Annotated in this window: 10 protein-coding genes and 2 pseudogenes; 1 reads left to right on the top strand and 11 read right to left on the bottom strand. The window is 43.6% G+C overall.

The features are described 5' to 3' along the window. Positions 1–16: 16 nt before the first annotated feature. The 4 genes from aceF to PNC201_RS03855 all read right to left on the bottom strand — a co-directional run bounded on the left by aceF (position 17) and on the right by PNC201_RS03855 (position 6,715). Positions 17–1,909: a pyruvate dehydrogenase complex dihydrolipoyllysine-residue acetyltransferase gene (gene aceF, locus PNC201_RS03870; RefSeq protein WP_010607390.1), complete on the bottom strand. Its 1,893-nt coding sequence runs from the start codon at positions 1,907–1,909 to the stop codon at positions 17–19. A gap of 11 nt (positions 1,910–1,920) precedes the next feature. After that, positions 1,921–4,587, bottom strand: a complete 2,667-nt coding sequence (gene aceE, locus PNC201_RS03865) for a pyruvate dehydrogenase (acetyl-transferring), homodimeric type (RefSeq protein ID WP_102056232.1) — start codon at positions 4,585–4,587, stop codon at positions 1,921–1,923. Between the two features lie 70 nt (positions 4,588–4,657). Beyond that, the gene (gene pdhR / locus PNC201_RS03860; RefSeq protein WP_010370324.1) at positions 4,658–5,407 is read right to left on the bottom strand and encodes a pyruvate dehydrogenase complex transcriptional repressor PdhR; all 750 of its coding nucleotides are present in this window, start codon (positions 5,405–5,407) and stop codon (positions 4,658–4,660) included. A gap of 555 nt (positions 5,408–5,962) precedes the next feature. Beyond that, positions 5,963–6,715, bottom strand: a complete 753-nt coding sequence (locus PNC201_RS03855; RefSeq protein WP_102056231.1) for a substrate-binding periplasmic protein — start codon at positions 6,713–6,715, stop codon at positions 5,963–5,965. A 229-nt stretch (positions 6,716–6,944) separates the two neighbouring features. Between PNC201_RS03855 and PNC201_RS03850 the strand changes: the two genes are divergently transcribed. Then, on the top strand, positions 6,945–8,063 hold the full coding sequence (locus tag PNC201_RS03850; protein WP_102056230.1) for a DUF1570 domain-containing protein: 1,119 nt from the start codon (positions 6,945–6,947) through the stop codon (positions 8,061–8,063). A gap of 815 nt (positions 8,064–8,878) precedes the next feature. Here the strand turns inward: PNC201_RS03850 and PNC201_RS03845 are convergent. The 7 genes and pseudogenes from PNC201_RS03845 to PNC201_RS23655 all read right to left on the bottom strand — a co-directional run. Then, the gene (locus PNC201_RS03845; RefSeq protein ID WP_102056229.1) at positions 8,879–9,139 is read right to left on the bottom strand and encodes a hypothetical protein; all 261 of its coding nucleotides are present in this window, start codon (positions 9,137–9,139) and stop codon (positions 8,879–8,881) included. Between the two features lie 84 nt (positions 9,140–9,223). Further along, entirely contained in the window at positions 9,224–9,901 is a 678-nt protein-coding gene (locus tag PNC201_RS03840) for a GAD-like domain-containing protein (protein WP_102056228.1), read from the bottom strand. 607 nt (positions 9,902–10,508) lie between these two features. Further along, positions 10,509–10,655: a T6SS immunity protein Tdi1 domain-containing protein gene (locus PNC201_RS03830; protein ID WP_233525243.1), complete on the bottom strand. Its 147-nt coding sequence runs from the start codon at positions 10,653–10,655 to the stop codon at positions 10,509–10,511. Between the two features lie 18 nt (positions 10,656–10,673). Continuing rightward, positions 10,674–10,805 (bottom strand): annotated as a pseudogene (locus PNC201_RS23465) (transposase family protein); the annotation flags it as partial. 185 nt (positions 10,806–10,990) lie between these two features. Next, the gene (locus PNC201_RS03825) at positions 10,991–11,443 is read right to left on the bottom strand and encodes an SMI1/KNR4 family protein (RefSeq protein WP_095728256.1); all 453 of its coding nucleotides are present in this window, start codon (positions 11,441–11,443) and stop codon (positions 10,991–10,993) included. A gap of 9 nt (positions 11,444–11,452) precedes the next feature. Then, complete coding sequence (locus PNC201_RS23660; protein WP_325050974.1) at positions 11,453–11,692, bottom strand: HNH/ENDO VII family nuclease; 240 nt, start codon at positions 11,690–11,692, stop codon at positions 11,453–11,455. A 189-nt stretch (positions 11,693–11,881) separates the two neighbouring features. Next, positions 11,882–12,139, bottom strand: a pseudogene (locus PNC201_RS23655) (polymorphic toxin type 15 domain-containing protein); the annotation flags it as partial. Positions 12,140–12,872: the final 733 nt, after the last annotated feature.

Here is a 12,872-nt window from a genome sequence, read left to right as displayed (position 1 = left end):
CATGCGGTTTCTATTCTTACATTACTAGCTGGCGAATATCGCTTAAGTAGTTTGCAAGTGTCACAGTAAAGCGAGCTGCTAGTGCGCCGTCAATGACACGATGGTCGTATGAACAGCTTAGCGGCACCATTAGGCGCGGCTCAAACTCTTTACCATTCCATTTCGGTTTGAAGTCTGACTTAGAAACACCAAGAATCGCAACTTCAGGAGCATTAACGATTGGCGTAAACGCCGTACCGCCGATACCGCCTAGGCTTGAGATAGTGAAACAGCCGCCCTGCATATCAGCAGACGTCAGTTTACCGTCACGTGCTTTCTTAGAAATTTCCATCAACTCGCGTGATATCTCAATGATGCCTTTCTTGTTCACGTCGCGAACAACAGGAACCACTAGACCATTTGGTGTATCAACCGCGATACCGATGTGAACATATTTCTTCAAGATTAAGCTCTCACCATCTTCAGATAGTGAAGAGTTAAACGTTGGGAACTCTTCAAGTGCTTTTGCAGCCGCTTTCATCACGAATACTAATGGCGTGATCTTCACACCCATTTTCTTCTTCTCAGCTAGCACATTCTGTTCTTTACGGAACGCTTCAAGCTCAGTGATATCTGCTTCGTCAAACTGCGTAACATGTGGGATTTGTACCCAGTTACGATGAAGGTTTGCACCCGATAGCTTATTGATGCGAGAAAGTTTCTTCTCTTCTATTTCACCAAACTTGCTGAAATCTACTTTTGGCCAAGGAATAAGACCAAGCTCACCGCCGCCAGTGTTGCCACCTTTTGCGATTTGACCAGATTCAACTTGCTTAACCAGCTCTTTCACGTAGTTTTGTACGTCTTCTTTTAGTACACGGTTCTTACGACCTGTACCTTTAACGCGAGCTAGGTTAACGCCAAACTCACGCGCTAAACGACGTACCACAGGTGATGCGTGGGCATACTGATCATTCGCTACAAAATCATCTTTTTGTGCAGAGGCTTTTGGTGCTTCAGATTTTGCCGCTGAAGCCGCAGGCTGAGCTGGTTTTTCTTCAGTTTTAGCAGCTGCCTGAGGTGCAGGTGCCGCGCCTTTCACTTCGAATACGAAGATTAAAGAACCCGTTGATACTTTGTCGCCGGCATTGACTTTGATCTCTTTAATCGTACCTGCAAACGGAGCTGGTACTTCCATTGAGGCTTTGTCGCCTTCAACCGTGATAAGCGATTGCTCTTCTTCAACGCTGTCGCCAACAGCAACCATGATTTCAGTAACTTCAACTTCGTCGCCACCGATATCTGGTACATGCACTTCTTTTTCAGCTGATGCAGCAGGTGCTTGCTCTTGAGCAGGCGCTTCTGCAGCTTCGTTAGTCGCAGGTGCATCACCGCTACCTGCCACTTCGAAGATGAAGATCAATGAACCGGTTGACACTTTGTCACCCGCGTTGATTTTCACTTCTTTGATAGTACCTGCAAATGGTGCTGGTACTTCCATTGAAGCCTTGTCGCCTTCAACCGTGATAAGCGATTGCTCTTCTTCAACAACATCGCCCGCAGCTACTAAGATTTCAGTTACTTCAACTTCATCGCCACCAATATCTGGTACGTGAACTTCTTTCACTTCTGTCTTGCCAGAGGCGTTTGCTTCTGGCTTAGCTTCTTCTGCTGGTTGCTCTGCCGGTGCTTCTTCACCTGCCGCTTCAAAAACCATGATCAAAGAGCCAGTCGATACTTTATCGCCTTCCGCTATTTTGATTTCTTTAACTGTTCCCGCCACAGAGGCAGGTACTTCCATTGATGCTTTGTCGCCTTCAACAGTGATAAGCGATTGCTCTTCTGCAACCGTGTCACCTACGCTTACTAGGATCTCGGTTACTTCAACCTCATCGGCACCAATATCTGGAACATGAATTTCGATTGCCATCACTCGTCCTCTTATGCGTAAAGTGGGTTAGTTTTGGTGGTGTCGATATCAAATTTCTTGATAGCGTCAGTCACTACTGATTTTTCAACTTTGCCTTGCTTAACTAGCTCGCCAAGTGCAGCAACTACCACGTAACTGGCATTCACTTCAAAGTGACGACGTAGGTTTTCACGGCTGTCTGAACGACCGTAACCGTCTGTGCCAAGTACTTTGTAAGATGCGCTCGGCATAAATGCACGTACTTGATCAGCGTAGTTTTTCATGTAATCCGTAGCAGCAATTGCTGGCGCGTCACCAAGTACGCTGGTGATGTAAGCCACTTTTTGCTCTGCTTCTGGGTTAAGCATGTTGAAACGCTCTGCATCTTGACCGTCACGAGCAAGCTCGTTAAATGACGTTACAGAGAATACGTCTGAACCGATACCGTAATCGTCGCTTAGGATCTGCGCCGCTTTACGTACTTCGTTCAAGATAGTACCCGAGCCCATTAGCTGAACCTGTGCTTTGTCGCCTGTGTAGCTTTCAAGCTTGTAAATACCCTTACGAATACCTTCTTCAGCGCCTTCAGGCATTGCTGGCATATGGTAGTTTTCGTTCATGAGCGTTAGGTAGTAGAACACGTTCTCTTGCTCTGGACCGTACATACGACGGATACCATCTTGTAGAATAACCGCTACTTCAAATGCAAACGTTGGGTCGTAAGAAATACAGTTAGGCACTGTACCTGCTTGAATGTGTGAGTGACCATCTTCGTGCTGTAGACCTTCACCATTTAGCGTTGTACGACCGGCAGTTGCCCCTAATAGGAAGCCACGCGCTTGTTGGTCGCCCGCCATCCACGCCATATCACCTACACGTTGGAAACCAAACATTGAGTAGTAGATATAGAACGGGATCATTGGTAGGTCGTTCGTGCTGTATGACGTTGCCGCTGCAACCCATGAAGACATCGCGCCTAGCTCATTGATACCTTCTTGTAGTACCTGACCTGACGTTGCTTCTTTGTAGTAAGAAACGATATCGCGGTCTTCTGGGCTGTAGTTTTGGCCGTGCGGGTTGTAAATACCGATTTGACGGAATAAACCTTCCATACCAAAGGTACGCGCTTCATCAGCAATAATTGGAACAATGCTCTTGCCAACGTTCTTGTCTTTTAACAAGATATTAAGCGCACGAACGTATGCCATTGTGGTTGAGATATCACGCTTTTGTTCTTCTAGAAGCGGTTTAAATGCATCTAGTTCAGGTAGCGTAAGCGTTTCTGTGAAGTTAGGTAAACGCTTAGGTGTATAACCGTGAAGCGCGTTACGGCGAGCATGTAGATATTCGTGCTCTTTTGACCCTTCTTCTAGCGTCAAGTAAGGTAGCTCTTGTAATTGCTCATCAGATACCAAGTCATCTAGGCCTAGACGTGAACGTAGGTGTGCTACGTGTGTCATGTCCATTTTCTTAACTTGGTGAGCAATGTTTTTGCCTTCAGCCGCAGCGCCCATGCCGTAACCTTTTACAGTTTTAGCTAAGATCACAGTTGGACGACCTTTGGTTTCTTGTGCCGCTTTAAATGCAGCAAATAGCTTAGATGGCTCATGACCACCGCGCTTCAACGCGAAGATTTCATCGTCAGTCATATCAGCAACAAGCGCTGCTGTTTCTGGGTAACGACCGAAGAAGTGTTCACGTACGAAGGCGCCATCTTTTGCTTTGTAAGTTTGGTAATCACCGTCAACTGTTTCATTCATCAGTTGTAGCAATTTACCCGTAGTATCTTTGGCAAGTAGCTTATCCCAACCAGAACCCCAAACGACTTTGATCACGTTCCAACCAGCACCTTTAAATAGGCCTTCTAGTTCTTGGATGATCTTACCGTTACCCATTACTGGGCCGTCAAGACGCTGTAGGTTACAGTTGATTAGGTAGCATAGGTTGTCTAGCTTTTCACGGGCAGCGAAAGAAATCGCACCACGTGATTCTGGCTCGTCCATTTCACCATCACCAAGGAAGGCGTAAACGCGTTGCTCAGACGTATCTTTTAGACCACGGCCATCTAGGTATTTAAGAAAACGCGCTTGGTAGATAGACGCGATTGGACCTAGACCCATAGAAACCGTTGGGAACTGCCAGAATTCAGGCATTAACTTAGGGTGTGGGTATGAAGAAATACCGTTACCGTCTACTTCCTGACGGAAGTTATCTAGCTGCTCAGCGCTTAGGCGGCCTTCAACAAATGCACGAGCATAAATGCCCGGAGAGATGTGGCCTTGGTAATACACTAAGTCACCACCGTCTTTCTCGTTTGGTGCACGGAAGAAGTGGTTGAAACACATTTCATAGAATGCAGCTGACGACTGGTAAGAGGCCATATGCCCGCCCAGCTCAAGATCTTTCTTCGAAGCACGAAGTACGATCATGATCGCATTCCAACGGATGATAGAGCGAATACGACGCTCAAGGTTCACATCCCCTGGATACGCAGGCTCTTGATCTGCTGGGATAGTGTTGACATAGTTAGTCGTAGTGCCTGTTGGCATATCTACGCCATCAAGACGCGCTTGCTCTAATACTTGCTCTAACAAGAACTGAGCGCGCTCTACGCCTTCTTCTTTTACGACCGACTCAAGCGCCTGTAACCATTCTTGGGTTTCTAGCGCGTCTACGTCAATTTTATTGACTTCAGACATATGGAGTGTTCCTTATGTTTAAAATACGAATTTATTCTATTTGTGCCAATTCTTACTGAATCAAGTCCGATTACTGCTGTTTTGTTCTACGCAGTGAACGTTCTATTCGCGAACGCTCTTTACCGGCTTCTAATAACGCTTCTTCGATAAAGGCTAAGTGGGCGTTACTAGCAAGTCTTGCTTGTTCAGGGTTACCATTGATCACCGCATCTAATAACAACTTTCTGTGCTCACCGAGCTGCTCACTCACGTCTGATTTTTGCACCAAGACCGTTAAGTTTTGCAACACGTTTTGCTCAAGCAATGACTGCATCCCTTTTACAAGATGAAGCAGGACGACGTTATGTGACGCTTCTGCAACGGCAAAGTGAAAAGCATTAATTGCCCTTGCCTTTTGCATCAAGTCATCACCTATCTCTGCAATATTGTCAAAGCTTTGTTGTACCTTTGCAAAGTCATTCTCTGTGCCCCTGAGTGCCGCGTAGTAGGCGGCGATGCCTTCTAATGCATGACGAAACTCAAGTAAATCAAACTGAGATTCTGGATGCTTACTGATCAAGTCAAATAACGGATCAGTCAGCCCTTCTTCTAGCTGATTTTTAACATACGTGCCACCACCTTGACGACGGGTAACAAGCCCCTTAGCTTCCAATTTCTGGATAGCCTCACGAAGTGATGGACGCGACACTTCAAACTGCTTAGCTAGTTCACGCTCAGGCGGCAACTTTGCACCGGGTAATAACGAGCCCTCGAGGATCATATTCTCAAGCTGTTCTAGTATTACGTCGGATAATTTTGCTGCTTTAATCTTTAAAGACATTGAAATAACGCCAATTTTTTATGATGTGACCTAGCCAGACCGCTGACTTATTTTAATCAATTTGGTAAGAATTAACTTCATAGGTAAATTGGTCATACCAAATTTGCACAATACGTTATCAAAATCCATGACAACTGTCAAAATTCAGCCCAATTCAATAATTAGCTGAGTGTAAAAACAACAGTTGGCGTGCATAAACTTTAACCAAGAATCGGGAAAATTTAAAAGGTGATTTAAATGGTCAGACCAGATAGGCATATACCATTTAACGTAAAATCAAGCTGCCGGAAGGCGGTTTGGATAAGGCAAGTCTTAATCTAAAGCAGCCAATGACGATTCAAGATAGTCTTTACGATTGTTGGCTGCAAAGCATGCTCTAAAATCCCACTGAATACACTATTAGGCTTTATGTGTAATAACATTCTTTATGCTTTATATACCGTCAAAATAGCCAACAGGCTATGAAAAACATTAAAAACAAATTTAGATTCTAACTTATGAATGATTTCGCAACGGATCAGGACATTATTTGGTTTTAGCAAAACCAAAAAGCAATCAATCAGTAAACACACGAGAGCAGCGAGCACGATACTGAGCAACATAGTCTTCATCCGCCCATAGTTTTTTAAGCCCTTCGTTATACAACTCGACATATTCACTATGATGCTTATTGATAAGCAAATAGCCTTTTTGGATAAAAGCAGGGATCGCTTGCGCCACTAATAACTCCGCTTCTTCCGCAGGCAGTTCCTGCTGATAGGACTTCGCCGATTTTTCGTCCATAATCATAATATCTGCACGGTTTCGTAGGATCAGTGCCACATTTTTACTGGTATACGTGGCATATGAAGTTTTGATTTCAAGCGTCTCTATCGCCTCTAGCAGAGAAGGCGGATAAGTTAACCCTTGATTGAGCAACAATCTAAATGGCTTGAGATCTGCGTAACTCGTATAGGTAAACGCTAAATCTCGATGATGATAAAAGCGTGCTGTTTCTTCAGTGAGTGGGTATTGAGTGTAAATATAGTCTTTGCTCCTTTGCTCGCTGTAATACCAATAAGCACTACCAATGTAAGCCGCCTTCATTCCCTCTTGATAGGCGCGTTCCCAAGGCATAAATAAAAATCGGACTTTGATATCAGAGAGCGCAAAGACATCTCGGATCACAGCAGCCACACAGCCTTGATCTTGTTTCGCTTGATCTAAGTACGGCGGCCATTGCCCCGTCGTAATATTCACCTGAGTATCAAGCGCGCTCGCACTCCCGCTCACACAACACAGTAAAATCAACGGCCAAACTACTTTCATCTGTATGCTCTGTTATTTTTTCAAAAAGTATAGGCAACGAATTAGATTATGGGTACATTGTTGTAGAAAAAAGAATGGCAAATCATGCAAACGATACGCTATGACACACTAAAGTAGATGTTATTTAATGCCATGGAAATAAGTCGATAATCAAATTACCGATTGCCAAGTTTACCGATAATCGAGTATAACCAGAGTCTCTGGGCATGTATTACACAAGGATATCACTTTGGTTTGGCGGGTCTTTGTCCTACTACTTATCATCACGCTGATATTGTTTGCGCTTTATTTTATCTACCCAAGTGCAGCAGCAAACTCGATGAGGTCTATCAAACCTTTATTGACTGAATTAGGCATACAGCTAGACACCCATACCGAAAAACGTTTAAGTCAGCCAGACACCACTCCTCACCTAACGGTTGCACCACCAAAAGTAACAAGACAGCAGCTACCTGAAATACCAGAAAAAACCTTTTATAACCTAAACGGGCACAGTGATCTTGTTAATATGTTCAGCGGTATCTCAACACCTACCTGCGGGGTACTAAAGCGCGAAGTATTTTCCTTGCAAACGCAATTCAACCACATTGAAAATTTTAAACTCAATCTAACGGGTGAACCCGTGAGCCCTTATGTTGAGTATCAGGCGCAGCAAGCCCTCAACGTGGTGTATATGATGTTTAAGCACTTTTTTAACCAGTTAGCGCATAAAAAAGCCTTATCTCCCATCCAGTTGAACATGCATATTGCCGCCAATGACGCTGACTACAATGAGCTAATCCTCTCTCGCGATGCCGAGCCCGCTGGCACCTTGGGCATGTACTTCTTGTTTCAAAACCAAGGCTTTATCAATGGCGGTCGCACTGAAGAAGAAACGCTAAGAACGCTCATTCACGAGTCCGTGCACGCCCTCGTTTTTTACTATTTCGGCGTAACCCCTCGATGGGTAACGGAAGGCTTAGCCGAGTATTTTGAGCACCTAAGAATTACCGAAACAGGTCAATTTTCAGTTTACCTCTCTGACGAAGATTGGTTAACGAAAGAAGGGATTTTGAAATCGCGCTTTGCCAAGCTTGATATTAACACCCTATTCAATAGCGAAAATCAGTGGCAAACCATGCAAAGTACCACCTTATATGCCAATAGTTATCTGTTTACGGGATTTATGGTCGAGCACAACAGCAACGCTTTTTTCGAGTATTTACGACAAGAAAGCAGCAATCCGTGCAATATTGTACCTGCACAAAACATCGAGCTAATCTTTCGTAATTTTAATGAAAATGTCGAATCACAATTTGAGGGATGGCGTAACACACCTCGCCAAATTCAACGTGGTACATGGCAATAACTCTTCCTGTGAGAGTAAGCACGGATTATTTTAGCAATTACGCTGTGTCGAGGCTTATAAGAAACCAACAACCTAGTATGTCTCCCAATTCACAGCCTCCTAATTCACGATGCAAATAACTTTGTGGGAGGCGGTCCACCCGCCGAGAAGTGTGCTTTTCGGGTAGTCGTAGCCCATGGATGGGCGTCGAAACCAGTCAGGAGGACGGGCTGACTTTACGGTAAATTCCGAGCTACCAGCCGTTAGCAACATAAACCTCCATGTTTAATATCAAAGCGCATCCATGCGCTCCTCGTTCATTCTTTTTAAACGACGAAAAAGAACGAACCAAGAAAACGTCGCCCCAGCATCACACTTAATCCTCAAATCCTAAGCCGATATAGTGCAACCGTCTTGTAAGGCACGTCCATGATGCCAGACAAGACTTAGCCGACATCCTATCGGCACATTGCATATCGGCTTAGGATTTTCGGGTGTGATGGAGGGGGAATAAAGTTGCTTGTGGAATTTCCACTTTCTCAGTAGCAATAAAGTAGTTTATAAGCTCAAAAGCGGCTCCAGCCTCACAGTGTAAATAGCGTTGTGGGAGGCGCTTTACCCGCCGAGAAGTTATGCTTTTCGGGTAGTCGCAGCCCATGAATGGGCGTCGAAAACTGTCAAGAGGACGGGCTGACTTTACGATAAATTTCGAGCTATCAGCCGTTAGCAAAATAAACCTCCATGTTTAATATCAAAGCCCATCCATGCGCTCCTCGTTCATTTTTTTAAAACGACAAAAAAGAACGAACCAAGAAAACGTCGCCCCGGCATCACACTTAATCCTCAAATCCTAAGCCGATATAGTGCAACCGTCTTGTAAGGGTGAGGTTGCCAAAGCCACTGCCTTTTACTGTGATATTACCTTGGCTTTGAATGAGTTGACTTCCCGCCGGGGCGGTGATGGTAAGGTTGTTGTCTGCCTTGAGCTTTATATCACTTTGGATAACACTGCGATGGCTGCGACCCGCCTTAAGGGTGATATTTTGTGTGGCACTTACGTCAATTTGATTGGCGATGAGTTCAAAGTTAATCATCATCGCATTTTCAATTAATAAGTAAGTGTTTTTAGTGGTAAGGAGTTAAGTGGTTTTTATTTGCTACTTTAATAACAGGAGCATTTATTATGAATAAGCCTTAGCTATAAGCCCTTGTTGGTCTAGTATTTCTTTCTGACCAAATGATGCTAATACACTTAGATGGGCGAAAATATTTACTTTACTGACATTGTCAATGGTAGGCTGCCCACCAAGAAAAAAAGCGGGTTCAAAAGCATACATTTCGTTATATTTTAATTGAGATAATCGAAGTTTACATTTCTCAAAAAGTAAGCCTCCACTCGTATCATCTATATCCAGCGATGTTGGCCTTTTTGCACTAAAGAAAAACTGTATGGCATCGTTTTCTTCTCCAACTGCTATGTCTTCGGCATTACCTTCTTTCTCTATAATCCAACCGTGAGATGGGTCGATTAGATATTTATGTCCAAATTTCTCTCCCCATAAGAATAGCTCACCAAATGCACTGCGAGCAATTACATAATATGTGTCTTGCTCGACGATAACTGTATCTCCAAGCCATGCATCTAAGGTATCATCATAATCATCGGGATTAGTTAACCAAAAAAGCCCTTCCCCGAAACCAGAAAACCCGTATTCACTCCAATATTCTAATAATCTAGTAGGCAGTTTACCTTCAAACTTTTTTATTATTTCTGCTGGGGCTTGATGTTTTTCAGTAGGCTCTTCAAATTTTTCAAGAAACCACTCGAAATCTTCATCTATTTCAAATTGTTTGGTCATTATTCTAACCTCCTTACTTACACCGTTCTAATTCTATATTCACTTGGGTGGTAGGGCCCATTGTTCTCAACGCAAACCTTGCTGCCTCATCCATACCGGAAACTCCCTATAAACTGAAACGTTTTACCGTGGCTTGCATGCCTTCGATGGCGGCGTCTGGAAGTAGTAGGTCGTAGTGCCAACTGGTAGACATGTCATCAAGTGAATCGCGCAGGCCTTTGACGATGTTTTTAACTTCCGTGGCGGATTGTTTTCCTAGGTCTTGCCAGTTGATGTCTCTTAGGTATTTAACTGGGTCGCCTTTACCGACTTTTCTTTGGGTAAAAAGCCGCAGTACGGCAAGCGCAGCAGAGAAAGATTCTCCGGTATTTTTTTAAGATAACTTTGACTATGGTTATGATATGTCTTGGGTCTTTATTTACGGCTTTGTCTTACCACTGCATTCCATCTCAATAAAGCAGTTGAAAGTTAGCTACCTCGGCTTCTCTAATTAAAAATGTACATGAAAGCAACAAAAGAAATTTGATGAGAAATGTAGGCTAGGAGGATGATTGAACCTAGCCTTGCAACATCTATGTATTTAAAGGACTTAAAAAAGTGCTATTGGTTATGGGGTTAATTGGTTAGATAGCGCAACGATATCAGCCATAACACGCTTCTCTCCAAGGTCAGCTAGGAATGCCAAATGTTCCGTGGCTTTTACCTTTTGGAGATTCTCAAGCTTAGGTTCGCCAGCAAGGGCAAGAGCTGGCACAAAGCCATAGATTTCTCCATTTTCAAACTGCCTGAGCCATGGTAGTTTACTGCGCCCAAATATTTCGGTATCTTTCCAGCCTTCTCAATTAGATAAAACCGCCGAAATGATAAGAAACAAGACATCAGTAAGAGCATGATGTTGGTTGATGGAAGAACGCTTATCTTCAACAAGTTAAAGTTAGCTAAATAACGACATAATTAACAAGTAGATAGTGATAATGTGGGCGTTATTAGATCAGAAAAGAGCTGGGTGTTAAAGTCTTTTTACAAAGGCGATCCCACCGTGACTACTAAGCGCAGCTCTCAGTATTTTTGACTTAATTATAATTAAAATTACGAGGTTCTAATCTCAACATATTCACAAAAGAATGAGAAGAAGGAGTCCGAGATTACCTCGTCAACTTGTTTTTTAAATAAGTTATAATTAACCAGTTTGTATTCTTCCTCTTGGGTATTAGAGTCTAAGCACCAACAGATTTCATTTTCTTTATAAAAAATGACAACTAAATGCTTAGGTAATTGAAATTCTCCCCTGCAATCTAGAGTGTCACCTAATATCGTCCCACCGTGCGTTAAGTTGGCATTATTATCTTCAATGCCAGAGATCTCTGAGTCTATCACTCCCCCGCCGCCACACTCTCTTAAAAAACTCACTAGTGAAGGTGGAAGCCTAATCGAAATTAACTTTTCAAGTAGAGCTATTTCTTTCAGGTCAGCCGCACCTTGCCAAAAGGTTTCGTGTTCGCTCAAATCAAGTTGTTTAATTAACTCACTATATTTATTCATATAACTTTCCTACTCAAAATCTTTTGCTCTAAGTTTCCAGTACTCTTTTTTAAATTTATCATACTGATATTGGAGTGATTGGTTATTCCTAAAACTTTTACCATCTTCGATTAGACCGTGTAAAGCTTTGTGGTGTTTTTTATGAGTTGAAGATAGAAGCTCAACCATTGGGCTCGGTTCTTGTCCCAAAATGTGATGCAAATTTATTTGCTTACCATCCTTCCCTATCGGAGCATTCCCATTTTTCATTAAATCAAGATTTGACCAACCATTTTCAATTTTAGCTCTAATACTCTTATGAACACTTGAATCAATATGTGCTGGTATTTCTGACGTAAAATCAAGATCGCTTTTATACATTTTGCGATTATTGACCATATTAGGTGTATATTTTTTGTAGTTTGAGCTGGAAATTTTCTCATTCACTGCAGCTCCACCCCCCGGCAGCTCATTCCCTTTTGGTGGTTCCAACTCATCAGCTTTGGCTTTGGTGGGCTTATCGGTAACGCCTCGAATTGGTGGTTGGCCTTGATACTCATCCAGTGCTTTATTAACTCGCTGTCCGATTTCTTGGGCGGCTTGTTGCATATGCTGGTCGATTTTGGGGGTGACCTCGTCTAGGCGTTTTACCGTGGCTTGCATGCCTTCGATAGCGGCGTCTGGAAGTAGTAGGTCGTAGTGCCAACTGGTGGACATGTCATCAAGTGAATCGCGCAGGCCTTTGACGATGTTTTTAACTTCCGTGGCGGATTGTTTTCCTAGGTCTTGCCAGTTGATGTCTCTTAGGTATTTAACTGGGTCGCCTTTGCCGAGCTTGCGTAAAACGGCAAGCGCAGCGGAGAGAGACTCTCCGGTATTTTTTAAGATAACCTTACCCACGCCTTTGACTGCTGAGCCCACAACTGGCACTAAACCAATACCCGTTAGGGTAAAGGCAAGCCAAGCGTCGGTGTCGTTGGCTTCATCATCGTCGGTCAGTAACATGACATTGGCGGTGATATCTCGTAAATCCATGACTTGGTCGATAATCGGTATCATGGAAATCAAGGTACCTACCACGATTTGTGACGTAGAAGGGTTTTGATTAAAGTCGCCTTGTAGTGTGCCCCATAACCAATCGCCTGCTTGGGTTGCGATGCCGTTGGCTTCTATCAGTGGTGCAGTATTGCCGCTGCGTACCATTTCAGCGGCTCGCGCTGGGGTGATTTGTCCATACAGTGGATTTTTAGGGCGATTATCTTCTGGTAGGTAATCGCGTTTGTCCTCACCATATTGCACGGTGTATTGACCGGGTGGTGCATTCTCAATTTTTGCTTTACCGCTGTCGTCTAAGTAACCGGTCAGCTCTGTGCCGTTTGCAAATCGAATGGTATAAGGTGCGCCCATAATTGGGCTGCCATCTTGATAGGTGTAAGACAACTCAATGGTA

The sequence above is a fragment of the Pseudoalteromonas sp. NC201 genome, assembly GCF_002850255.1.
GTDB lineage: Bacteria > Pseudomonadota > Gammaproteobacteria > Enterobacterales > Alteromonadaceae > Pseudoalteromonas.
Note: the sequence above shows the minus strand (reverse complement) of the source record. Positions and strands in the feature narration are given on the sequence as shown.